Raw genomic sequence first — 24,070 nt, forward strand, 5'->3', positions numbered from 1 at the left:
AAATACATCCTGTTTATTGCGAACAATATCCTGAGTGAATGTAAAATATCTTAAGAAGGTAAAAGTATCGCTATCCATTACTGATAGTAAACTCTTTTATCAACTCACCGCATTCATAACTTATATTTTTCATCTATTATTTAATCAAATACATTCAACAGATAAATGATTAAATATTTTAAACAGCTCACAGCCAACTTCTCTCTCCATGATATTACCGCCCTATAGTGCCATAATGGACAATATCGGCATGTATTATTCTGAATTTACGCTTCGGCCTCAATAAATTCTCAGGTGATATGGTTGAATGTTATTACTACCAATAAACGCATTGCCTGCCGCCAGTTCCAAATGAGGTGGCGCAGAGCATCAGAAAATAGTTTTTAAGGGTCAGCGTAATATGTCTCAAAATATATCAACCCGTGCTTTTCATGCTATGGCGAAACCCAGCGGGTCGGACTGCAACCTGAACTGCGCTTACTGTTTCTATCTCGAAAAACACGCGTTATATGACGATGTTCCACAACCTCGTATGAATGATGCAATGCTGGAACATTATGTCCGCGATTATATTGCCTCATGCGATCCAAAATCAGAGGTGGCATTCACCTGGCAAGGTGGCGAGCCGACGCTACTAGGACTGGATTTTTACCGTCGCGCTGTCGCCCTTCAGGTCCAATATGGTGCCGGAAGGCAGATCAGCAATAGTTTTCAAACCAACGGCGTGCTGTTAGATGATGAGTGGTGCGAGTTTTTTGTACACCATAATTTCCTGATTGGCTTATCGCTGGACGGGCCTGAGGATATTCATAACGAATACCGCCTGACGAAGGGTGGTCGTCCGACGCACAAGCTAGTGATGCGTGCTTTAGCGCGGCTTCAGCAGCATGGCGTGCAATATAACGTGCTGGCCTGCGTGAATCACCACAGCGCCCGGCAGCCGGAGAAAGTGTACGAATTTCTCGTCGCCAGCGGCATCGAGTTTATTCAGTTCATCCCCGTCGTCGAGCGTCTGGCCGATGCGTCAGCGCAGCAGTCCGGCCTGACGCTACGCTCGCCCGGCGAAACCTGCGGGACGTTAACATCATGGTCGGTACAACCTGAAGACTATGGTGCATTTCTTTGTCACGTTTTTGACCGCTGGGTTAAGCGTGATGTAGGTAAAATTTATGTCATGAACATTGAGTGGGCATTCGCCAGCTTTGTCGGCGCGCCCGGTGCGGTCTGCCATCACCAGCCAACCTGCGGTCGTTCCGTGGTTGTCGAGCACAATGGCGACGTTTATGCCTGCGATCATTACGTCTACCCGCAATATCATTTAGGCAATATCTGCGAGCAAACCTTTGCAGCAATGTTGGACTCAGCAAAACAGGTTGATTTCGGTAAAGATAAATACGCCACTCTGCCCAATCAGTGCCGTCAGTGTTCGGTGCTAAAAGCCTGCTGGGGCGGATGTCCAAAGCATCGTTTTGCATTAACGGAAGAGGGCACACCGGGATTGAATTATTTGTGTGCCGGATTTCGCCGCTATTTCCAGCACTTACCGCCATATCTGAAGGCGATGGCCGACCTGATGGCGATGGGCCGCCCGGCCAGCGATATTATGCATGCCCATTTACACCATCGCAGAAAAGTGAAATAAAATAACCGGCTTCATAAGAAGCCGGTTATTCACTGAATACAGCTTAGAGTTTAATCTGCACTTTAGGCGGGTATTTTTTCAGAATTTCCATGTAGTTATGGGCTTCATCCTGCAAAGGTACCCCCATCGGAATATGGCGTACGCCAACGCTTTCATCTTCCTGCGGATTGGTATAGAGGTTAAATATCATGGTCCCCGCCGTTTTCATAATTGCGCCGGTAAACCCGCCCTGATAGCCGGTTTGCGTGAAGGCGAAAGGCTGCTGGACAAGCAGATGATATTTAAATTCATCGATACGAATTGCCGAAAGCTCACCATTAAGGAAGTAGTGTTCTGCTTTACGGTTTGACTGCCCGTCTTTACCGATAAAGAAAGATGCCTGGTCAACGCCATCAATAAAGGTTTTTTCAGGCACCAGTTTCGCCAGCTCCGCGCCCGGATGGCCTGCCAGTGAAAGACTGGTCGGGAACAAATCCGCCAAATCCACAATCCCGTCGGATCTACGCGGTTGGATCATTCCCTTCCAGTAAACAAACGTCGGCACGCGCACCCCGCCTTCCCACGTTGAGCCTTTCGCGCCACGGAACGGCGTGCGGCCATGTGGCGGCACTTCCGCTTCCGGGCCGTTATCGGAGGTGAAGACGATCAGCGTATTATCCAGTTGCCCGCTGGTCTCCAGCGCTTTGTACAGGTTGGCAAAGACGTCATTCATCTCCACCATACAATCGCTGTAGGAAGTACGCGCTGGCGAGCGCCCGGCATAATGGGCATTCGGATAGTTGTCAAAATGGCAGCCGCGCGTTCCGTAATACAGGAAGAACGGCTTATCTTTTTTCGCCATGCTGTTGATAAACTCAACGCCGTACTTCATCCAACGCTGGTCCAAATCTTCCATATACTTCGGCGTGATTTCGGCTACAGCTTCCTGCTTGCCTCCGCGTACCGCATGGACATCATTTTTATCGAACGGCAGATTCTGAATATACTGGCTACGGGCAGGACTTAGCGCCACTTCCGGGTTCACATTCGGATCGCGCCATTCGGTGTACATATCGGAGACAGAGTTAAAACCGCGGAAATCGTCAAAACCGACGTTTTGCGGCTGCGAACCGGTATTCTCGCCCATGTGCCATTTACCAATGGCTTGAGTGATATAGCCTTGATCGTGCAACAGTTGCGGCAGCGTGGTCAGTCCTTCAAGACCGCCAGGCATACCGTACATTGGCGGCATTAAAATTCCATGGTGAACGGAGTATTGCCCGGTCATGATCGTCGCACGAGTTGGAGAGGAACTCGGCTGCGAATAGGCCGACGTCAGGACTAATCCCTGATTCGCGACGGCATCGATATCCGGCGTCGGGTTACCCACAGCCTCCCCTCCTCCGTTAAAACCGACATCCATCCAGCCGACATCATCAAGAATGAACACCACAATATTGGGCTTTTTGCCCGTTTTCTTTTCTAACTCGGCCAGCTTCTGCCGCGTATCTTTATCCTGCGCAGGGTGGGACATGACCGGCATCAAGTTGTCAGCAATTTTTGTCGCTGGCGTAACAAGATATTGATTGGGATGGTCGTAACCTGCATGTCCATTTTGGGAAGTCGCAACGGCAGGGGTATCTGCCGCGCTGGCGGTAAATGGGATCGCTGCGGCAATAGCTATTGCAAGCAGCCTCGGAGAAAATGCTAATTCCATAAAGATAAGCTCCCTAATTTTTTATTCCCCAATGGGGATGAGACAATAGCCATGCTAAATAGTAACTTTAGCCATACCTACGTCATGACTCGCTGGTTATTTTTGAATTCAATGTAACGGTACCAGTTACATTTAAAATTACTGGCAAAGCGTCGGAAATCATCATGATTTCAGTTACGCCGTTTCAATACTACCCCGATATCACCTCTGTAAATGCTATTAAGTTAGCAATTCCTTCTGGCCATCAATACAAGCATCAATACTGTGAATAAAATCATTTCATCCTCTACAGCATCGACCAGCTGAATTTTAACAATCGCCATATAATTAATTGTATTTAAATGAATTTCATCACCAACCATAACCTACGCATTTCATATAAAAAACAAAACAATATAATAGATGAATATATTATTAAAATTTCCTTACAAATAATCCGATAAAAGACCATTTCACAAAAAATGAAAAATAAATTAAAGAGATGAATTCCGTGTTATCTAATGAATAAAAGACGGGATGATTAATATCGCGCATTGATAAAATCAAGATTTGAATAATGATAAAATCAGAGGAAACGAGAAGTGAAGTAAAGGTGCGGGAGAGTTCCCGCACCTGTATATATTACAGCGGCTGAGTTTGTGCTTCGACAACCGCCAGTGCGACCATATTCACAATGCGGCGTACCGAGGCAATAGGTGTCAGAATATGTACCGGCTTCGCCACGCCCATTAACACCGGACCTACGGTGACGCCTTCGGAGCTAGAGACGCGAAGTAGGTTGTAACTAATACGCGCCGCTTCCATATTCGGCATGACCAGGATATTCGCCGAGCCTTTCAGCGGGCTGTCCGGCATCCGGTCGTTACGAATGCTTTCCACCAGCGCAGCATCACCGTGCATTTCACCATCGATCATCAAATCCGGCGCACGCGCTTTCACCAGTTCCAGCGCCTGGCGCATTTTGCTGGCGGAAGGGCAATCTGACGAACCGAAGTTCGAATGCGACAGCAGCGCCACCCGCGGTTCGATACCAAAACGACGTACGCTCTCTGCCGCCATCAGCGCAATTTCAGCAATCTGCTCTGGCGACGGGTCGTGGTTAACATAGGTATCGGCGATAAAAGTGTTGCCGCTCGGCAACAGCAGCGCGTTCATCGCTCCGGCGGTATGGACACCATCACGGTAGCCAAACAACGGCTTAATGACGTGGAAATGCTCGTGGTAATCACCAATGGTGCCACAAATCATTCCGTCCGCTTCTCCACGCTCTACCATAATTGCGCCAATGGCGGTGGTGTTGCTGATCATCTCACGCTGCGCCTGCTCTTGCGTAATACCGTTGCGTTTCATCAGGCCGTAGTATTCCTGCCAGTACTCTTTAAAACGCGGATCGGACTCGTTGTTGACGATTTCAAAATCGACGCCCGGTTTAATCTGCAGGCCCAGCTTCTGAACGCGCATCTCAATAACGCTCGGACGACCAATCAGAATTGGCTTTGCCAGCCCCAGCGTCACCAGTTCCTGCGTCGCGTGCAGCACGCGGTTATCTTCACCTTCCGCCAGCACGATACGCTTGGGCTCTTTACGCGCCTGCGAGAAAATCGGCTTCATAAACAGGTTGGTTTTGTAGACGAACTCGCTCAGCTTCTCGACGTAGGCATCAAAATCGGCAATCGGACGCGTGGCGACGCCGGAGTCCATCGCTGCTTTCGCCACCGCGGGAGCGATCTTAACGATCAGGCGCGGGTCGAACGGTTTCGGAATGATGTATTCCGCACCGAAGCTCAAATCCTGATCGCCGTAGGCTGAAGCGACAACTTCGCTCTGTTCGGCGTGAGCCAGCTCGGCAATCGCGTTCACCGCCGCCAGCTTCATCTCTTCGTTAATCGCCGTCGCACCGACGTCCAACGCCCCGCGGAAGATGAACGGGAAGCACAATACGTTGTTAACCTGGTTCGGATAGTCGGAGCGACCGGTGCAGATAATGGCGTCGGAGCGCACCTCTTTCGCCAGCGGCGGCAGAATTTCCGGTTCCGGATTAGCCAGCGCCAGAATCATCGGCGCGCGGGCCATCTTCTTAACCATCTCCTGAGTCAGCACTTTCGGGCCCGAGCAGCCAAGGAAAATATCAGCCTCCTCAATCACGTCATCCAGCGTGCGTTTTCCGCTGTCTTCCACCGCGTAAGCCGCTTTGGTTTCCGCCATGTTCGGCTCGCGGCCTTTGTAGATAACCCCTTTCGAGTCGCACACCACGATGTTGTGCTTCTGCATCCCCAGCGCCACCAGCAGGTTCATACAGGCAATCGCCGCCGCGCCTGCGCCGGAAACCACCATGCGCACATCGGAGATGTTTTTCTCTACCACTCGCAGGCCGTTAAGGATTGCGGCGGTACTGATAATCGCCGTGCCGTGCTGATCGTCATGGAAGACGGGAATATTCATGCGCTCGCGCAGTTTTTGCTCGATGTAGAAGCACTCCGGCGCTTTGATATCTTCCAGGTTAATGCCGCCAAAGGTCGGCTCCAGAGCCGCAACGACGTTGATAAATTTGTCCGGGTCCAGTTCATCGACCTCAATATCGAAAACATCGATACCGGCGAATTTTTTAAACAGAACGCCTTTGCCTTCCATCACTGGCTTGCCGGCCAGTGCACCGATATTGCCAAGTCCCAGAACCGCCGTGCCGTTAGAGACCACCGCAACAAGGTTGCCACGCGCGGTATATTTGTAGGCCGCCAGCGGATCTTTTTCGATTTCCAGACACGGGGCGGCAACGCCCGGCGAGTAGGCCAGAGCCAGGTCACGCTGAGTCGCGAGCGGTTTAGTTGGGGAAACCTGGATTTTTCCGGGAACAGGGAATTCATGGAAGTCGAGGGCGCTTTGTTTTAACTGCTCATCCATTTTATCTTTCCTTTCACATATCGATCGTAGGGGTGAAGCGTAATGGCGTATCGGATGTTCACCCTAAAGGGCCACCTAGTATCTCGCCTGACGGCTTCGTAAACTTTGAACACCGCCAAACTCTCGCCAAAACAAAGTCATATTTGTTATCGATTTATAATGTTTATGTAACTTAGTTTCTGAAGCAATGATAGCCCCATCTGCTATGCTTTTTAGTTATGCAACTCATCAACCTCTCTATCCTAAGCCAATAAAAACTCATGCAACGTATTGTTTCAGGAGCACATTATGTCCCGTAGAGAACTTGCCAACGCCATCCGCGCCCTGAGTATGGATGCTGTCCAGAAAGCCAACTCCGGCCACCCCGGCGCGCCGATGGGCATGGCCGATATCGCAGAGGTGCTGTGGAACGATTTTCTTAAGCACAACCCTGAGAACCCCCACTGGTACGATCGCGATCGCTTTATCCTCTCCAACGGTCACGCTTCGATGCTGCTCTACAGCCTGTTGCATCTGACGGGCTATGACTTACCCATTGCGGAGTTGAAAAACTTCCGTCAACTGCACTCAAAAACCCCAGGCCATCCGGAAATTGGCTATACCCCAGGCGTTGAAACCACCACCGGGCCGCTGGGTCAGGGGCTGGCGAATGCCGTTGGTCTGGCGATCGCCGAGCGCACGCTGGCCGCCCAGTTTAATCAGCCAGGACACGAGATTGTCGATCACTTCACTTATGTTTTTATGGGAGATGGTTGCCTGATGGAGGGGATCTCCCACGAGGTGTGCTCGCTGGCAGGCACGCTGGGATTAGGCAAGCTGATCGGCTTCTACGATCACAACGGTATCTCCATTGATGGCGAAGTTAAAGGCTGGTTTACCGATGACACAGCAAAACGCTTCGAAGCCTACCACTGGCATGTGGTGCATGAAATCGACGGCCACGATCCGGAAGCGGTGAAAAAAGCTATTCTGGAAGCCCAGAGCGTGAAAGATAAACCGTCGCTGATTATCTGCCGGACGGTGATTGGCTTTGGTTCGCCAAATAAAGCCGGCAAAGAAGAGGCCCACGGCGCGGCGCTGGGCGAACAGGAAGTGGCGCTGGCGCGGCAGAAACTGGGTTGGCACCATCCCGCTTTTGAAATCCCCAAAGAAATTTACCGTGCCTGGGACGCCCGCGAAAAAGGCGAAAAGGCGCAGAAAAACTGGCAAGAGAAGTTTGCCGCATACCAAAAATCCTGGCCGGACCTGGCGGCCGAGTTTACGCGTCGCATGAGCGGCGGTATGCCTGACTCCTGGGATGAAACTACGCAGAAATATATTGCCGACCTACAGGCCAATCCAGCGAAAATCGCCACCCGTAAAGCATCACAAAACACCCTAAATATTTACGGTCCGCTGCTGCCGGAACTGCTCGGCGGTTCGGCAGATCTCGCGCCAAGTAACCTGACCATCTGGAAAGGTTCTATATCGCTAAAAGAAGATCTGGCGGGCAACTACATTCACTACGGGGTGCGCGAATTCGGTATGACCGCCATTGCCAACGGCATCGCGCATCATGGTGGGTTTGTCCCCTATACCGCTACCTTCCTGATGTTTGTCGAATATGCCCGCAACGCGGCGCGGATGGCGGCACTGATGAAAGCGCGGCAAATCATGGTTTATACCCACGATTCTATTGGACTTGGTGAGGATGGCCCAACTCACCAGGCGGTGGAACAGCTTGCCAGCCTGCGCCTGACGCCGAATTTCAGCACCTGGCGACCGTGCGATCAGGTGGAAGCCGCAGTAGCGTGGAAACTGGCGGTAGAGCGTCATAACGGACCGACTGCGCTCATTCTCTCACGACAAAATCTGGCGCAGATGGCGCGCACGCCGGAGCAGGTGCAGAATATTGCGCGCGGCGGATACATACTGAAGGACGCCGGCGGCAAGCCGGATCTGATCCTGATCGCCACCGGTTCGGAAGTGGAGATTACCGTGCTGGCAGCAGAGAAGCTGCTCGCCAACGGGGTGAACGTTCGTGTCGTCTCCCTGCCGTCAACCGATGTGTTTGATGCCCAGGACGAGGCGTATCGGGAATCGGTCCTGCCATCGGACGTAGAAGCTCGCGTCGCCGTCGAGGCCGGGATCGCCGACTACTGGTATAAATACGTCGGCTTAAAAGGCAAGGTTGTCGGTATGACCGGCTTTGGCGAATCGGCCCCGGCGGATGACCTCTTCCCGTTCTTCGGCTTTACCGTTGATCATATCGTCAGCGTGGGGGATGAGTTACAGAACGGGTTTCACCGTTGAGCATTTCGTCAGCGTGGCGGCTGCGCAACTGAACGGGTAACCCATAAAGTGGGCCAGGCGTCTGGCCCCTGCCAGTTATCGCACTGAGGCTGCCGGGCGTAGCGCACAAGGCTAAACCGCTGGCCGTCATAGCGCCAGCGCGTTTGCGTCCCGCAGTCGCCGGGCGCACGCCCTTTATCCAGCGTCACCAGCTCCTGGTGCCGATCGTCATAGCTGGCGTTAACCAGTTCAATCGCGCGGGGCGCATCGCCAGGGGGCTGGAAAGGCAGCATCAGGCGTAGCGGGCGGGCAATAAATGGACGCTGGCGCGACACCAGCCAGGCCAACCAGATGGTGTTGTAAGCGCCCGCTTCACAGCTGGTCATCAGCAGAACTTTATCGTCGGTCAGCGCGGCAACCCGTACCTCGCGGCGAAACGGGTCCAGTGAACAGGCGCTGTTATTCATTCTTTCGTTACCGTAATCCATCAGATCGTTAAGCTCGTCACGGCTGAGGGGCGATTGCGTCATATCCACTTTCGCTACCGTCCGCAGCGCAGGCGCTGGCGGAACGCTGAGCGGCGGCTCTTCTCCCTTACCAATCCACGCCGTTTCGCTACCCACCCGCTTTTGTCGGTTATCAATAAACAACAAAGCGGCCTTCAGCCCCTGCAGAGAAATCTTCTGCAGGCCATTTTCGAGGGTAATCGCCTGCGCTTCGTGCACTTGTTGCAGGAAGGCATCAATGGTGACGCTATCGTCGGTTTTGAGGAGCTTATCGGCAATCTGCCAATGTTCATCGCCCAACGTCAGGGACTGACCGTCGAGGAGAAGACGAGGCGCAATCGGCGCCAGGGTAGCAACCGGGTTGCCCACGCCGCCAAGTTCGATGCGCAAGCTGGCTTTGGTGGCCGCTCCGGCGCTGCGAGTGAGGGTCATTACCAGCCCATGATGTAACCCAACGTTGCGGGCGACGCAGAAGTTTTGATTATTACAGGTTACCATCCAGTCGCTAAAGAGCTGTTGCGCCGGCGCCGCCCACGCCAACGAAGTCGGTAGCAAACCGAAAAACAGGAACAAAATAACCCGATACAACATGAGCGGCACGACCCCGGTGAGAACACGATTAACAGCGGCTATGTTCACCAGCGGCGAGCTTTTACTCAATCGGATTTATCAGATATCCCGCGTCATCAGCCCGGAAGTTTGCAAATATTGCAGGAGGATCACCGCTTTGCCATCGCGTATTTCCCCATTCGCCACCATCTCCAGCGCCTGGCTGAAAGGCAGCTCAAGCACGTCAATCTCTTCATCATCAACCCCGCCGCCATCGGTAGCCCGCTGGGCATCGCTGTATTCAGCGATAAAGAAGTGGATAAGCTCGGTGACGCCACCGGGGGACATATACAGCTCGAACAGTTTACGAACTTCGCCGACCTCAAAGCCGGTCTCTTCGATAGCTTCTTTGCGCACGCACACTTCTGGCTCGTCGTTATCCAACAGCCCAGCGCAGGTCTCAATCAACATGCCGTCTTCGTTGCCGTTTACCCAGGTCGCGACGCGAAACTGGCGCACCAGGACCACGCTCTGCTTGCGGCGGTTATAGAGCATGATGGTAGCACCGTTGCCGCGGTCATAGACCTCACGCTTATGGCGAACCACGCTGCCGTCGCTACGCGTCAGCTCGTAGGTCATATTGCGTAACACGAACCAGTTTTCGGAGAGAATTTTATCTTTGATAACGTTGATATTGAGTGACATACGGGCCCCACGGCATGAAATAACGTCGCCATACTACGCCGTGGGACCTGCTTTGTCGTTAGTGAAGAGGTATCGATTTAACGTCGAGGAAATCCATGATCCCCTGCGCCGCGTGGCGGCCTTCGGCCATCGCGGTCACCACCAGGTCGGCACCGCGCACCGCATCACCGCCAGCAAACACCTTGCGATGGGTGGTCTGGTAACGATAGCGGCTTTCGACATTAGCTTTGATTCGTCCGCGACTGTCGAGCTGTACGCCGACCGACTCCAGCCACGGCATGCCGTGCGGATGGAAACCAAAAGCCATAATTACCGCATCAGCGGGCATGACGAATTCACTCCCTGGGATCGGCGACGGGCTACGGCGCCCCTGAGCATCCGGTGCGCCAAGCTGAGTACGCAGGAAGCGCACGCCGTTGACGTTACCCTCAGCATCCAGTTCCAGCGTTACCGGCTGAACGTTGAACTCAAACATCGCCCCCTCTTCGCGCGCGTTTTTGACCTCTTTTTTCGAGCCTGGCATGTTGGCTTCATCGCGACGATAGGCACAGGTCACCTGTTTCGCACCGTGACGTAGTGCAGTACGCACGCAGTCCATCGCCGTATCGCCACCACCCAGCACGACCACGTTCAGGCCTTCTGTGTTGACGTAAGGCTCTTCCGGCAGCTCCAGAAGCCCCATCACCTGCTTGGTGTTGGCGATCAGGAACGGCAGCGCATCGTACACGCCGGGAGCGTCTTCATTGGGCAGATCCGCCTTCATTGAACGGTAGGTTCCGGCACCAATAAACACCGCATCATAGTCCTCAAGCAGCGTGGTCAGCGGGATATCCTTGCCTATCTCGCAGTTCAGCTCAAAGCGTACGCCCATCTGGGTAAAGATTTCGCGCCGCCGGGCAAGGAGTGACTTATCCAGCTTAAATGCCGGAATACCAAAGGTTAGCAGGCCGCCGATTTCCGGATGGCGGTCAAACACTACCGGCTGCACGCCATTGCGCACCAGGCGGTCGGCACAAGCAAGCCCCGCTGGACCGGCACCAATAATCGCCACCCGCTTGCCGCTTTCGACGACCTGCGAGAGATCGGGCCGCCAGCCGCTGGCTAGCGCCTGATCGGAAATATAGCGCTCAATATTGCCGATAGTGACCGAACCGTGCTCATCGCGCAGCGTACAGGCCCCTTCGCACAGGCGATCTTGCGGACAAACGCGGCCAGTTATTTCCGGCAGGCAGTTGGTTTGATGAGAAAGCTCCACGGCCGCTGAGATATCGCCTTCTTTTACTCGCTCAATCCACTGCGGAATATGGTTATGCAGCGGACAGGTCCATTCGCAAATACTGTTTTCTCCGCACTTCAGGCAGCGTTCCGCCTCGCGGTTGGCCTGGTCGGCGCTGAACGGCAGATAGATCTCAGAAAAGTTGGCTTTGCGCGCTTCAGCGGACAGCTTGTCAGGCTCACCGCGCGATGGCGTGGCGGCCATCTGGGCAACCTTTCCGCCCGAACACGGCGATGTTACTGCGCCCGGGTGGCTATGCCATGGCTGCGCTTCCAGACGCGCTGCGCGCTGGCGCCGCTGTCTTGCCAGATTTAACAGCGTGTTGTCCGTCGCCAGCTGTAATGCTTGTGCCGGGCAGTTTTGCACGCAGGCGGGCCCCTCTTCACGACCATTACACAAATCGCATTTGTGCGCCGTCGCTTTAAATTTTCCCTCCTGTACTGGGGTGAGAACAATTTGCATCACGCCAAACGGGCAGGCAACCATGCAGGATTTGCAACCGATGCATTTCTCCTGATTAACCTGCACGCTGCCGTTAAGCTGACTGATTGCGCCATTTGGACAGCTCCGGGCGCAAGGAGCTCCTTCACAATGGTGACATGTTACTGCGTTACGTTTTTGCTCGCTTTTGATAACCGTAATACGCGGCAAGAAACGCTGCGGGGTCAATACATGCTGCTCATCGTTGTGCGCCATGACGCAGGCAACTTCACAAGCCTGGCATCCGATGCACTTATGACTATCGCTTAAAATAAAGTGGTTCATGACATCCTTCAGTCTTATTGGTGAATAACCCCTCAATTCGCATGCTTATCTATTACCCGACAAAACGGTGCAGGGACAATGTGCATTTGCACAGGTTGCCGATTTTTTGGTGATAACCCGAGGTGGATCAATTTTTTTGACTTAAATGAAATTACGTTTTATTTAGCTAAGTAATAATTGGTTACGTTAGAGGTCAGGCGACGATGCGCAGAAAAGCAGAAGATTGGTGGAGATAGCAGGACAGTTCTTTACGCTGCCATAAAAGGCACATGATAAATTACACTATCTCCTTAATTTCTCCACGATTGCCTGAGGGCTTGCCGCTAAAGTGTCACAGGCTATGCAATAACAAAAAGATGAGCAAAATGAGGTCCCAATTCTGATGGCGAATTTCTTTATCGATCGCCCCATTTTTGCGTGGGTTCTGGCAATCCTTTTATGCCTGACCGGAACGCTCGCGATTTTGTCGCTTCCCGTGGAGCAATACCCCGAATTAGCACCGCCCAACGTGCGAATCACAGCGAACTATCCCGGAGCCTCTGCACAAACGCTGGAGAATACCGTTACCCAGGTCATCGAACAAAACATGACCGGACTCGACAACCTGATGTATATGTCATCCCAAAGTAGCGGCACAGGTCAGGCAAGCGTGACGCTGAGTTTTACCGCCGGGACCGACCCGGACGAAGCCGTTCAGCAGGTGCAGAACCAGCTGCAATCAGCAATGCGTAAACTCCCGCAGGCCGTACAAAACCAGGGTGTGACGGTGCGCAAAACCGGGGATACCAATATCCTGACCATCGCCTTTGTCTCTACCGATGGCAGCATGGATAAACAGGATATCTCCGACTACGTCGCCAGTAATATTCAGGACCCGCTGAGCCGCGTAAACGGCGTCGGCGACATCGACGCGTACGGCTCCCAGTACTCAATGCGCATCTGGCTCGACCCGGCCAAGCTCAATAGTTTTCAGATGACGGCGAAAGACGTCACCGATGCGATTTCGTCACAAAACGCCCAGATTGCTGTCGGCCAATTGGGCGGCACGCCGTCGGTGGATAAACAGGCATTGAATGCCACCATTAATTCACAGTCGCTGTTACAAACCCCAGAGCAGTTCCGCGATATCACCCTGCGGGTTAATCAGGATGGTTCCGAGGTCACTCTCGGCGACGTCGCCACCGTCGAGATGGGGGCGGAAAAATACGATTATCTTAGCCGCTACAACCGTCAGGCCGCTTCCGGTCTGGGGATAAAACTGGCATCCGGCGCCAACGAAATGGCGACCGCCGAGCGCGTTATCGACCGCCTGAACGAGCTATCGCAATACTTCCCGCACGGTCTTGAATACAAAGTTGCCTACGAAACCACCTCTTTCGTGAAAGCATCAATTACCGACGTAGCGAAAACGTTGCTGGAAGCCATCGCGCTGGTGTTCCTCGTGATGTACCTGTTCTTGCAGAACTTCCGTGCCACGCTGATCCCCACCATCGCCGTCCCGGTGGTACTGATGGGAACCTTCGCCGTCCTCTACATCTGCGGCTACAGCATCAACACCTTAACCATGTTCGCCGTGGTGCTGGCGATCGGCCTGCTGGTGGATGATGCCATCGTGGTGGTGGAAAACGTCGAGCGCATCATGAGCGAGGAAGGTCTTTCGCCGCGAGAGGCGACGCGAAAATCGATGGGGCAGATCCAGGGGGCGCTGGTCGGCATTGCCATGGTGCTCTCGGCGGTATTTGTGCCGATGGCCTTCTTCGGCGGCACCACCGGCGCTATCTATCGTCAGTTCTCAATAACAATTGTCTCAGCGATGGTGCTATCCGTCCTGGTGGCGATGATCCTGACGCCAGCGCTGTGCGCCACCTTGCTCAAACCGATTCATAAAGGAGAATCCCACGGACAACGGGGCTTCTTCGGCTGGTTTAACCGCATGTTTAACCGTAATGCCGACCGCTACGAATCCGTCGTCGCCAAAATTCTTCACCGTTCGCTGCGCTGGATAATGCTCTACGTCCTGCTGCTGGGCGGGATGGTATTTCTGTTCCTGCATCTTCCTACGTCATTCCTGCCGCTGGAAGACCGCGGCATGTTTACCACGTCGGTGCAATTGCCCAGCGGCGCGACCCAGCAGCAGACGCTAAAAGTGGTACAGCAGGCGGAAGATTACTTCCTGAAACAGGAGAAACAGAACGTCGAATCGGTATTCGCCACCATCGGCTCCGGCCCCGGCGGCAACGGGCAGAACGTAGCGCGCATGTTCGTGCGTCTGAAGGATTGGGACGAGCGCGATCCGACAACCGGTTCATCCTTTGCCATCATCGAACGCGCAACCAAGGCGTTTAACAAAATTAAAGAAGCGCGCGTGTTCGCCAGCAGCCCACCGGCTATTAGCGGGCTGGGCAGCTCTGCCGGTTTCGATATGGAGCTGGAGGACCACGCCGGTAACGGACACGAAGCGCTGATGGCTGCCCGTGATACCTTGCTGGAGCTGGCTGCCAAAAATGACCAATTGACCCGTGTTCGCCATAACGGCCTCGACGATAGCCCGCAGTTGCAGGTCGACATCGATCAGCGTAAAGCGCAGGCGCTTGGCGTGTCCATCGACGATATCAACGATACGCTGCAAACCGCCTGGGGCTCGAGCTACGTCAATGACTTTATGGACCGGGGTCGCGTGAAGAAGGTTTATGTTCAGGCCGCAGCGCCATATCGCATGCTGCCGGACGATATCAATCTTTGGTATGTACGCAATAACAGCGGCACGATGGTGCCCTTCTCCGCCTTCGCCACCTCGCGCTGGGAGACCGGCTCGCCGCGTCTGGAGCGCTACAACGGCTATTCAGCGGTGGAGATCGTCGGTGAAGCCGCCCCGGGCGTCAGTACCGGTACCGCCATGACAATCATGGAAGAACTGGCCCAGCAGCTACCGAATGGGTTTGGCGTGGAGTGGACGGCGATGTCTTATCAGGAACGCCTCTCCGGCGCGCAGGCCCCGGCGCTGTACGCCATTTCGCTGCTGGTTGTGTTCTTGTGTCTGGCGGCTCTGTATGAAAGCTGGTCGGTGCCGTTCTCAGTAATGCTGGTGGTACCACTGGGGGTTATCGGCGCGCTGCTGGCGACCTGGATGCGCGGTCTGGAAAACGACGTTTATTTCCAGGTGGGTCTGTTAACGGTTATCGGTTTATCGGCGAAAAACGCTATTCTTATCGTCGAGTTTGCCAATGAGTTAAACCAGAAAGGTGAAGACCTGCTTATCGCGACGCTATCGGCCTGTCGCCAGCGACTGCGGCCAATCCTGATGACTTCGCTGGCGTTTATCTTCGGCGTGCTGCCGATGGCGACCAGCACCGGGGCTGGTTCCGGCAGCCAGCATGCGGTGGGGACTGGCGTGATGGGCGGTATGATCTCCGCTACCGTGCTGGCAATCTTCTTCGTACCGCTGTTCTTCGTGCTGGTGCGCCGTCGTTTCCCGCTTAAGGAACGGCCGCAATAATAAAATGATGGTCCCGGCAGTATTTTCTGCAGGGCCAATAACAGAAAAGGCGACCGCAAGTGTCGCCTTTTTCATAATTGGTCGTTTCAACTGCATTATTATTCTGCCCGTGGAATCGCCCTGCTTACATTATGGAAATTTATTTACGAAGCATACCTTCAATAAAATCTTTCCAGTTCCCTAGTTCATGCTCAATCATAATAGCCTCTCTTATTATTATGGGTGATTTTATGCAAATTCGTTGATGGTGAAAAGTGTGTTTACGCTATCGCTCTGATTACTTTAATTACCGCCTCCAGAAAAAGCCCTTTCATTCGTAAGTACTATGAGCCGAATTTAACCCGTTTAATGTGACCAACAGCAACATTCAGCAACATTTGTTCATCAGCACAATCCGTCCTCACTCGGCTTGTGACAAGTCACAGCGTAAAAACAGGTCAAAAAGCAACCAATAGATAACGTTCAGGATATATCACGGGTAAAAAACGATATTTATTAACGTAATTCACGTATTATTTATTAACGACTTATATATTCGGAACATTCCTGGTCAAACGTTTAATTCAATGGAAAAGGTTTAATCATGCTCACCATGTACGGGATAAAAAATTGCGATACCATAAAAAAGGCCCGCCGCTGGCTGGAAGCCCAGCAGATAGAATATCGTTTTCATGATTATCGGGTTGATGGTCTGGACCGCGAATTATTAGATACCTTTATAGATGAACTCGGCTGGGAAGCGCTGCTCAATACCCGCGGCACCACCTGGCGCAAGCTAGACGAAACGGTCCGCGCAGGTATCGATAACGCCGATGCTGCGGCAAAACTGATGCTGGAAATGCCAGCAATCATCAAACGCCCATTGCTCTGTGCGCCCGGTCAGCCTATGCTGCTGGGTTTCAGTGAATCTAGTTATCAGCAGTTTAACGAGGTGTAGTCTATGTCTTGCCCGGTCATTGAGCTGGCTCAGCAGCTTATTCGCCGCCCTTCCCTCAGTCCCGATGATGCGGGATGCCAGGCGTTAATGATTGAACGTCTGCGTGCGATTGGCTTTACCGTTGAACCGATGGATTTCGGCGATACCCAAAACTTCTGGGCCTGGCGCGGGCGCGGGGAAACGCTGGCTTTCGCCGGTCATACTGATGTTGTCCCCTCTGGCGATGCCGACCGCTGGATTAACCCGCCTTTCGAGCCTACTATTCGCGACGGAATGCTGTTTGGCCGCGGCGCGGCAGACATGAAAGGCTCTCTCGCTGCGATGGTGGTTGCCGCTGAACGCTTTGTCGCCCAGTACCCGAACCATCAAGGTCGCCTGGCATTTCTGATCACCTCAGATGAAGAAGCCAGCGCCAAAAACGGCACCGTTAAAGTCGTGGAAGCGCTAATGGCACGTAACGAACGCCTGGATTACTGTCTGGTCGGAGAACCCTCCAGTACCGAAGTTGTCGGCGACGTCGTCAAAAATGGCCGTCGCGGCTCCCTGACCTGCAACCTGACCATTCACGGCGTGCAGGGGCACGTGGCCTATCCCCACCTCGCGGATAACCCGGTCCACCGCGCCGCGCCGATGCTGGCAGAGCTGGTGAATATTGAATGGGATAAAGGCAACGATTTCTTCCCGCCAACCAGCATGCAAATCGCTAACGTGCAGGCCGGAACCGGCAGCAACAACGTGATTCCCGGCGATATGTTCGTGCAGTTCAACTTCCGTTTTAGCACAGAATTGACTGACGAAATGATCAAAGCGCGCGTGGTAGCACTGCTGGAGAAATACGAACTGCGCTACAGCGTTGACTGGTGGCTTTCGGGCCAGCCGTTCCTGACCGGCCGCGGTAAGCTGGTTGATGCGGTGGTGAACGCCATTGAGCACTATAATGAAATTAAACCGCAGCTCCTGACCAATGGCGGTACCTCCGACGGGCGTTTTATCGCACGCATGGGTGCGCAGGTGGTTGAGCTGGGGCCAGTGAATGCCACTATTCATAAAATCAACGAATGTGTTAATGCCGCCGATCTCCAGCTACTGGCGCGGATGTACCAACGCATCATGGAACAGCTGGTCGCCTGACGGCATCATAGATAAGAGGTAGCGCGCATGGATTGGCTAACGAAATACTGGTGGATTCTGGTGTTGGTATTTTTAGTGGGCGTGATGATTAACGTGATTAAGGATCTGAGTCGCGTTGACCACAAAAAATTTCTCAACAATAAGCCGGAGCTGCCTCCGCATCGCGATTGCAACGATAAGTGGGACGATGAGGATGACTGGCCTAAGAACGGCCAGTCGAAGAAAAAGTAAGCGTCTTACTTCAGTTATGTCTACGGGTCCTGCAGATCCGGTAGTCCGAACAGATGCCCAGCATCGCCTTCGGGAAATTAACACAGTATGCCGCTATTTTCCCGGGGGCGGCGCTTGACGCGCCTTGCCCGGGCTACGGGTTCACTGCCGTCTGTGGGTCTGGTAGCCCGGACAGATGCGCAGCATCGCCTCCGGCGAATTAACACAGTATGCCGCTATTTTCCCGGGGGCGGCGCTTGACGCGCCTTGCCCGGGCTACGGGTTCACTGCCGTATGTGGGTCTGGTAGCCCGGACAGATGCGTAGCATCGCCTCCGGGTTTTCTATTTACAGCAGTTCGATTAGATCGTCATCTTTCGGCGTGCTGCCGCTGAGCGCTTCATCAAAATAGTGTTTCGGCACGGTAAAACGCAAATGATCGAGGGCAAACTGCATGCTGCGATCGTCAATCGCGTGTCCCAAGTCTTCAACGATATCCAGCGTCACATCCCCACCGGCCTGCTGGAGCGCTTCTTGCCCGGCGACTGCCCACGCCAGATCGATAACACGATCCTCACCGCCGTGAATCAGATGGACTGTTGTCGCCGTGGTCGCCTTCTCCGGCAGAGTTGCATAGCGGCCGTTAAACGCAATCACCCGCGATGCCAGCCCCGGCTGCGCCTTAATACTCTCCAGCGACATAATCGCCCCCTGCGAGAAGCCGATCAGCGCCGTCGCCTGCGGACTAACGCCGCTCTGCTGCTGCCAGTAGCGAACGGCTTCGATAAAGGTCGGCATAATGGCATCCACGCGCTGCTGGCGGTTTTCTTCGGTAACACCTTGCACGGAGAACCACTGGCGTCCCGGAGGCGGTCCGCACGGCTCCGCGCCGCCGATGCTGACAATCAGCGCATCGGGAAAGAGCGGCGCAAACCAGCTGCCGATTTGCCCCATGGCAACCGGGTTATCGCCGACGCCATGAAACAGCAGCAGCAGTTGCTGTGCAGGGGTCGCGGGGCTTTGAACAACAAAATGATCGTGTTTCATGGCTGTCTCCTTAATGTCTGCAAGGAAGTTTACGCCGCATGTGAAATATGACCATGCCATTTAACTGAAGGAGTTAGTTAAAAAAATTGCAGCATTTTGACCTGCTGGCGCAGAGCATCAGCGCGGGTTGCATTGAGAGTAGATAACGCCAGCGCCGCCTCTTCGCGCAGCCTGACCAGCAGCGCTTTTCGCCCGCAGAGTTGTAACGTGCGGCAAAGTTCCGCTTCATCCTGGCGTTGCAGGCGTGCACGCAAAGCGGGTAGCGGTAAATTCACCTGCATGAGCAGCCGATTGAGGCTACCAACCGCCGCCAGCAGCGGGCGATGGGCAAACGCAAAGCCCGCAGCCTCCAGCCAATCCTCTTCAGTAAAGATAGCCGCTTCTTCCAGTCTAGTCAGCGGCAACGACTCATTTCGCCAGTCGCAAAGCCAGTGTTCATCGCGCAGTAACCGGCGGATTTCCTGCTGAGCCAGATGTCGACCAGCCGCGCTGATGGGATAGAGCGCCATCGCGGTATAACAGCCGCTGCTGGCTTCCCGATGAGTCCCCAGGCGCACCAGCATAAAACCGCAGCTATCCCAGAAACGCCACAGTTCGGGCGTGTAGCCAAAACTGACCGAGAGATAGTCCCGCTCCGACGCCTGAGACGCCGCCCAATCGACCAGCCGTTGCCCAAGCCCCTCGCGCTGGCGCACCGGGTGTACGGCAATGCGACTGATACGCAAGCCCGTCAACGTTGCCGCCAGCGGGCTACCGCCGTGCGCCGCGAGGGATTGCGCCACCAGATTACCACGCGGGCGGCGATATCCAGCCCATACGGCCTGGCTGAGCGATGGCTCAAGACCGCCCTCTTCCACCAGCCACAGCGCACCAGCGATGTGCTCACCGCTGCGGGCGCAGGTAAAATGCTGCCCCGGCGCATCCATCATGCGGCGTAAATCGAGAGGAGAAGTGCGATAGTGCGCCCCGGAGAGCAGTTGATACATCGCCTCCGGTAAAGCGGTCTGCTGCTGCCAACTGGTCTGACTGATGTTTTCCAGTACCGTGTCGCCAGCAGGCGCATGCTGGAAGGTCTCATCGCTAAACAACAGCAACTGCGCGATAGACGCCTCCAGCGGGCAGCCCAATGCCCAGCGGATGGGCGTCGTCAAACTAAACTGCCGCAAATGGGCAAAACCGGCGCAAAACTTAAGCAGAAAACCGCGCCCGGTGCCTTCGTAGCCCTGAACAGTAGTCGTGAGCAGAATGCGCGGAAAACGCTCAACCAGCTGGCGCAACAGCGGCCCCGGAATGGCGGCGGCCTCATCAACAATCAGCCACGAAGCGTTGCGCTCTGATGCCAGTAACGCATCGGGAGCCATAAAGCGAAAGCCTTCACCTGCAAAAGCCGCCATCACATCTGTGGCTCCACGCGCCGGTGCCGTAACGATAGCATCGCCTGCCAGCTGGCGAATAAGCATTCCCGCCAGAGCGGATTTACCTCGTCCGCGCTCGGCGGTCAGCGCCGCGATACCGGGAGGGAAGTCAGCCAATTCGGCAAGAACGGCGGCCTGCTCCGCCTGCGGCTGACCATCAGCGGGATGCCAGGATTCACGAAGCGGGAAAGCGGGTAATGTCAGCGCATTCCCCTGCCGCCAGAGGACAGAATCATTATCGGCAATAATTTGCCGGCAGAAACGATAGACAAAATTTGGCGTGGGGACCGGCTCGGGAGTGTCGCTCCAGCGCAGAGAGTCTGCGTCAGGCCGGGTCGACCATTGGGAAAAATCGGGGATCAGCAAGATCAGCCAGCTTCCTGCGCGCAGCGTACCGGCTAACGCCGCAAATGCCGCGACGTCAAACCCCTCGCGCGCATCGAAAAAAGCATGCTGGAATTCCCGGCCCAGCAGGATCTTCAGCGCACCGGGAGGCGTATACGGCTCCGGCACCGGCTGGGGGCCAACCCATAGCCCATCACCAGCCAGCAGAGCACGCAGATTTTGTGCCTGGTTGAAAGTCCAGGCATCATCGCCGCTGAGCACCAGCAGACGACGGATGCCCTCACGCGCCATTTGCGCCGTCAGGTGAAGCAGTTCATCCATGACAGACGGCAATTACAGCGCGTTGCCAAAGGTGTTGCACTGCGCCGGGTCGCCGCTATCGAAGCCGCGTTTAAACCAGGTATAGCGCTGCTGCGATGTACCGTGAGTAAAGCTGTCCGGCACCACGCGTCCCTGGCTCTGCTGCTGCAAGCGGTCATCACCAATCGCCTCTGCGGCGTTCAGCGCCTCCTGCAGGTCGCCAACCTCCATCACGTCCTGCTTCTGCATATTGTAGCCCCAGACGCCCGCGAAGCAGTCCGCCTGTAGCTCCATTTTCACTGACAGGCGGTTCGCTTCCGCTGGTGAAGCATTCTGCTGTAGCTGGCGCACTTTCGACTCAATACCCAGCAGCTTTTGTACATGATGGCCGACTTCATGGGCGATAACGTAACCCTGAGCGAAGTCGCCGCCCGCGCCGAGCTTAGTTTTCATCTCATCGTAAAATGACAGGTCGATGTACACTGTGCTATCCGCCGGACAGTAGAACGGTCCCATCACCGACTGGCCGGTACCACAGGCGGTTCGCGTCGCGCCGCGATACATCACCAGCTTAGGCTGCGGATACTGACGACCCATGTCTTTAAAAATCGTGCCCCAGGTATCTTCCGTATCCGCCAGAACCACTTTAGTGAACTTCGCGGCTTCTTCATCCTGTGGACTAATAGAGCGTTGAGTGGTGGTTTGCTGTTGTGACACCGGTTCACCGGTTAACATGCCGGTTAAATCAACGCCGTAATATCCCGCCACCACAATGATAATCAGCAGCACGATACCGCCTTTCCCGCTGGGGAGACGAAAACCGCCACCTCCGCCCATCGGTGAACCGGATTGACCACGTCGATCTTCAACATTGTCGCTTTCGCGACGCCCTTGCCAACGCATAAGCACCTCAATTCATCATAAAACCAATGTATGAGATCGTAGGCGGTTCAACGGAGGATTACCACAGGAAACAGCAAGAAGAGCGCCAGAAGAAGAGGCCTTCCTCTGGCGTCGGGGGATTAGTCCAGTTCTACGCCCAGACGACGGGCAACTTCTTCATAGGCTTCAATCAGGCCGCCGAGACTCTGGCGGAAACGGTCTTTGTCCATTTTATCCATGGTCTTTTTGTCCCACAGACGGCTGCCGTCCGGAGAGAACTCGTCGCCCAGCACCACTTCGCCTTTAAACAGACCAAACTCCAGCTTGAAGTCAACGAGGATCAGGCCCGCATCGTCAAACAGCTTTTTCAGCACGTCGTTAGCTTTGTAGGTCAGCTCCTGCATACGCGCCAGGTTCTCTTTGCTCACCCAGCCGAAAGTTTCGCAGTAAGATTCGTTGACCATCGGGTCATGCATGGCGTCGTTTTTCAGGAACAGATCAAATAGCGGCGGGTTCAGCTCGATGCCCTCTTCAATCCCTAAACGTTTCACCAGCGAACCGGCAGCGCGGTTACGCACAACGCACTCCACCGGCACCATATCCAGCTTTTTCACCAGACATTCGGTATCGGACAACAGCGCTTCCATCTGGGTCGGGATACCCGCTTGCGCCAGTTTGCTCATAATGAAATAGTTGAACTTGTTGTTCACCATGCCTTTACGATCGAACTGCTCAATGCGAGCACCGTCACCTGCTGACGTATCGTTACGGAATTCGAGTACCAGCAGATCCGGGTTTTCGGTGCTGTAAACGGTCTTCGCTTTACCACGATACAACTCAGCTAGCTTTTGCATCTTTGTCACTCCAGTGATGATTAACGATAAAAATTTGTGCTTTTCTGCTGACGCACACGTTTGCGTCACTATACATTAAAAAGGGCCGGATTACTCCAGCCCTGTTTATTACTTACTTAATGCGGCCTGGAATACGGCAACCAGGGCGTCATTTTGCGACTGCGTCAGGGTATGTCCTTTCGGGTCGATGAACTGCAGACTGCTGCGGTTATCGAGGTCCCCGACCTGCAGTTTATAATCGCCGGATACCAACTGCGGGTCGCGAGCGCCCAGATCGGTCCAGCCGCTGTCGGATAGCGGTTTGTAGGTCACGGAGAAGCTACCCTGAGAACGGGAGCTATCGGTTACCTTCATACCCACTTTTTCCAGCGCGCCCGGCAGGCGTTGCCACACCAGGTTAAACGGTGCGCGAACGACCAGCATCGGCAGGCCGGTATCATCCGCACCGCTCTGCACGTCGAAGGTCGCCCCGGCATTTTTCTGCGCGGCATTCTGAGCGCTGGTAGCGTTCAGATCCAGACCTTCGGAAATGACGTTCAGCATGGCAGTACTGTAGCGCTGCAGCGAAGCCGGATCGGCAACCGGCTTACCCGCCTGCTCCAGATTCACCAGCTTCACGACCACTGCTTGCTGATAGCCCTGCTGTTTAACTGAGATTTGATAGCGACCACGGTACTGCTGGTCTTCATCGAGGCGATTCCATTCGACCCAGTCGGTATTCAGCGTCTGGCTGGCATCGTCGCGTTTCGCGATAGTGTAGTTTTTCGACTGCACGATGCTTGCCACCTGCGCCCACAGCGAACCGCTGCGACCGTTCTCCACCATCAGCGTCGCGGTATCACCGTTAAACTGAGTGCGCGCGCCGCTAACCAGCGCCAGAGGCTGAGCCGGTGGACGAATGTCCAGGCCTTTACCTGTGTTACCGGTGCTGGTCGCAACCGGAATATTATAATCACCCACCTGAACCGGCAGGATCATCCCTGCTGGCGCGTGAAGTTCACTAAGCGGCGTTGCCTGCAAATAGGCCTCGTCGCCGCTCACCTGACGCTTATAGCGCGAGTCAGAACTACAGGCCGCGAGGAGTAGAACCAGCGAAACACCCGCAACCTTCGCCAGGCGCGACTTCTGTACTGAGTAAGCCAT

16 protein-coding genes and 1 pseudogene are annotated in these 24,070 nt (G+C 54.4%); 6 read left to right on the forward strand and 11 right to left on the reverse strand.

The annotated features are described in order from the left end of the window. Nucleotides 1-400 precede the first annotated feature (400 nt). Entirely contained in the window at nt 401-1,642 is a 1,242-nt protein-coding gene (locus tag HV127_RS28205) for an anaerobic sulfatase maturase (RefSeq protein ID WP_182240271.1), read from the forward strand. Between the two features lie 43 nt (nt 1,643-1,685). Here the strand turns inward: HV127_RS28205 and HV127_RS28210 are convergent, their stop codons facing one another. Then, nucleotides 1,686-3,338 carry a sulfatase-like hydrolase/transferase gene (locus HV127_RS28210; protein ID WP_182240273.1) on the reverse strand — a complete coding sequence of 551 codons (1,653 nt, stop codon included), beginning with the start codon at nt 3,336-3,338 and terminating at the stop codon, nt 1,686-1,688. 621 nt (nt 3,339-3,959) lie between these two features. Beyond that, nucleotides 3,960-6,239, reverse strand: a complete 2,280-nt coding sequence (gene maeB, locus HV127_RS28215; protein WP_182240275.1) for an NADP-dependent oxaloacetate-decarboxylating malate dehydrogenase — start codon at nt 6,237-6,239, stop codon at nt 3,960-3,962. A 288-nt stretch (nt 6,240-6,527) separates the two neighbouring features. On the opposite strand from maeB, the gene tkt reads away from it, so the two are divergent. After that, nucleotides 6,528-8,531, forward strand: a complete 2,004-nt coding sequence (tkt, locus tag HV127_RS28220) for a transketolase (protein ID WP_182240277.1) — start codon at nt 6,528-6,530, stop codon at nt 8,529-8,531. Between the two features lie 8 nt (nt 8,532-8,539). On the opposite strand, the gene HV127_RS28225 is transcribed toward tkt, so the two are convergent. The 3 genes and pseudogenes from HV127_RS28225 to aegA form a co-directional block, all read right to left on the reverse strand. Beyond that, nucleotides 8,540-9,607 carry a DUF1176 domain-containing protein gene (locus HV127_RS28225; protein WP_182240279.1) on the reverse strand — a complete coding sequence of 356 codons (1,068 nt, stop codon included), beginning with the start codon at nt 9,605-9,607 and terminating at the stop codon, nt 8,540-8,542. 65 nt (nt 9,608-9,672) lie between these two features. Continuing rightward, nucleotides 9,673-10,270 (reverse strand): annotated as a pseudogene (nudK, locus tag HV127_RS28230) (GDP-mannose pyrophosphatase NudK). Between the two features lie 58 nt (nt 10,271-10,328). After that, on the reverse strand, nt 10,329-12,311 hold the full coding sequence (gene aegA / locus HV127_RS28235; RefSeq protein ID WP_182240283.1) for a formate-dependent uric acid utilization protein AegA: 1,983 nt from the start codon (nt 12,309-12,311) through the stop codon (nt 10,329-10,331). A 382-nt stretch (nt 12,312-12,693) separates the two neighbouring features. Between aegA and acrD the strand changes: the two genes are divergently transcribed. Further along, nucleotides 12,694-15,807: a multidrug efflux RND transporter permease AcrD gene (gene acrD / locus HV127_RS28240; RefSeq protein WP_182240285.1), complete on the forward strand. Its 3,114-nt coding sequence runs from the start codon at nt 12,694-12,696 to the stop codon at nt 15,805-15,807. A gap of 139 nt (nt 15,808-15,946) precedes the next feature. Here the strand turns inward: acrD and ypfM are convergent, their stop codons facing one another. After that, a complete protein-coding gene (ypfM, locus tag HV127_RS28245) occupies nt 15,947-16,006 on the reverse strand; it encodes a protein YpfM (protein ID WP_100181659.1) in 60 nt (19 codons plus the stop codon). Nucleotides 16,007-16,390: 384 nt separating this feature from the next. Between ypfM and HV127_RS28250 the strand changes: the two genes are divergently transcribed. The 3 genes from HV127_RS28250 to HV127_RS28260 are packed head-to-tail and all read left to right on the forward strand — an operon-like array spanning nt 16,391 to nt 18,106. After that, a complete protein-coding gene (locus HV127_RS28250) occupies nt 16,391-16,744 on the forward strand; it encodes an ArsC family reductase (protein WP_110272155.1) in 354 nt (117 codons plus the stop codon). Between the two features lie 3 nt (nt 16,745-16,747). Continuing rightward, complete coding sequence (gene dapE / locus HV127_RS28255; protein WP_112215498.1) at nt 16,748-17,875, forward strand: succinyl-diaminopimelate desuccinylase; 1,128 nt, start codon at nt 16,748-16,750, stop codon at nt 17,873-17,875. 27 nt (nt 17,876-17,902) lie between these two features. Continuing rightward, nucleotides 17,903-18,106, forward strand: a complete 204-nt coding sequence (locus HV127_RS28260) for a YpfN family protein (protein ID WP_110272153.1) — start codon at nt 17,903-17,905, stop codon at nt 18,104-18,106. A 326-nt stretch (nt 18,107-18,432) separates the two neighbouring features. Here the strand turns inward: HV127_RS28260 and ypfH are convergent, their stop codons facing one another. The 5 genes from ypfH to bamC form a co-directional block, all read right to left on the reverse strand. After that, the gene (gene ypfH, locus HV127_RS28265) at nt 18,433-19,131 is read right to left on the reverse strand and encodes an esterase (protein ID WP_182240287.1); all 699 of its coding nucleotides are present in this window, start codon (nt 19,129-19,131) and stop codon (nt 18,433-18,435) included. A 77-nt stretch (nt 19,132-19,208) separates the two neighbouring features. Next, entirely contained in the window at nt 19,209-21,212 is a 2,004-nt protein-coding gene (locus tag HV127_RS28270; RefSeq protein WP_182240289.1) for a GNAT family N-acetyltransferase, read from the reverse strand. A 12-nt stretch (nt 21,213-21,224) separates the two neighbouring features. After that, nucleotides 21,225-22,094 carry a neutral zinc metallopeptidase gene (locus tag HV127_RS28275; RefSeq protein ID WP_182240291.1) on the reverse strand — a complete coding sequence of 290 codons (870 nt, stop codon included), beginning with the start codon at nt 22,092-22,094 and terminating at the stop codon, nt 21,225-21,227. Nucleotides 22,095-22,213: 119 nt separating this feature from the next. Continuing rightward, nucleotides 22,214-22,927 carry a phosphoribosylaminoimidazolesuccinocarboxamide synthase gene (purC, locus tag HV127_RS28280; protein WP_110272150.1) on the reverse strand — a complete coding sequence of 238 codons (714 nt, stop codon included), beginning with the start codon at nt 22,925-22,927 and terminating at the stop codon, nt 22,214-22,216. 108 nt (nt 22,928-23,035) lie between these two features. Further along, complete coding sequence (gene bamC / locus HV127_RS28285) at nt 23,036-24,070, reverse strand: outer membrane protein assembly factor BamC (protein ID WP_182240294.1); 1,035 nt, start codon at nt 24,068-24,070, stop codon at nt 23,036-23,038.

This window comes from Klebsiella sp. RHBSTW-00215 (assembly GCF_014103785.1).
Lineage (GTDB): Bacteria > Pseudomonadota > Gammaproteobacteria > Enterobacterales > Enterobacteriaceae > Klebsiella.

Excerpts from the sequence above, each read along its gene's own strand:
- HV127_RS28205 (WP_182240271.1), top strand. The coding sequence starts at position 401 with ATGTCTCAAAATATATCAACCCGTGCTTTTCATGCTATGGCGAAACCC.
- HV127_RS28210 (WP_182240273.1), bottom strand. The coding sequence starts at position 3,338 with ATGGAATTAGCATTTTCTCCGAGGCTGCTTGCAATAGCTATTGCCGCA.
- maeB (WP_182240275.1), bottom strand. The coding sequence starts at position 6,239 with ATGGATGAGCAGTTAAAACAAAGCGCCCTCGACTTCCATGAATTCCCT.
- tkt (WP_182240277.1), top strand. The coding sequence starts at position 6,528 with ATGTCCCGTAGAGAACTTGCCAACGCCATCCGCGCCCTGAGTATGGAT.
- HV127_RS28225 (WP_182240279.1), bottom strand. The coding sequence starts at position 9,607 with ATGTTGTATCGGGTTATTTTGTTCCTGTTTTTCGGTTTGCTACCGACT.
- aegA (WP_182240283.1), bottom strand. The coding sequence starts at position 12,311 with ATGAACCACTTTATTTTAAGCGATAGTCATAAGTGCATCGGATGCCAG.
- acrD (WP_182240285.1), top strand. The coding sequence starts at position 12,694 with ATGGCGAATTTCTTTATCGATCGCCCCATTTTTGCGTGGGTTCTGGCA.
- HV127_RS28250 (WP_110272155.1), top strand. The coding sequence starts at position 16,391 with ATGCTCACCATGTACGGGATAAAAAATTGCGATACCATAAAAAAGGCC.
- dapE (WP_112215498.1), top strand. The coding sequence starts at position 16,748 with ATGTCTTGCCCGGTCATTGAGCTGGCTCAGCAGCTTATTCGCCGCCCT.
- HV127_RS28260 (WP_110272153.1), top strand. The coding sequence starts at position 17,903 with ATGGATTGGCTAACGAAATACTGGTGGATTCTGGTGTTGGTATTTTTA.
- ypfH (WP_182240287.1), bottom strand. The coding sequence starts at position 19,131 with ATGAAACACGATCATTTTGTTGTTCAAAGCCCCGCGACCCCTGCACAG.
- HV127_RS28270 (WP_182240289.1), bottom strand. The coding sequence starts at position 21,212 with ATGGATGAACTGCTTCACCTGACGGCGCAAATGGCGCGTGAGGGCATC.
- HV127_RS28275 (WP_182240291.1), bottom strand. The coding sequence starts at position 22,094 with ATGCGTTGGCAAGGGCGTCGCGAAAGCGACAATGTTGAAGATCGACGT.
- purC (WP_110272150.1), bottom strand. The coding sequence starts at position 22,927 with ATGCAAAAGCTAGCTGAGTTGTATCGTGGTAAAGCGAAGACCGTTTAC.
- bamC (WP_182240294.1), bottom strand. The coding sequence starts at position 24,070 with ATGGCTTACTCAGTACAGAAGTCGCGCCTGGCGAAGGTTGCGGGTGTT.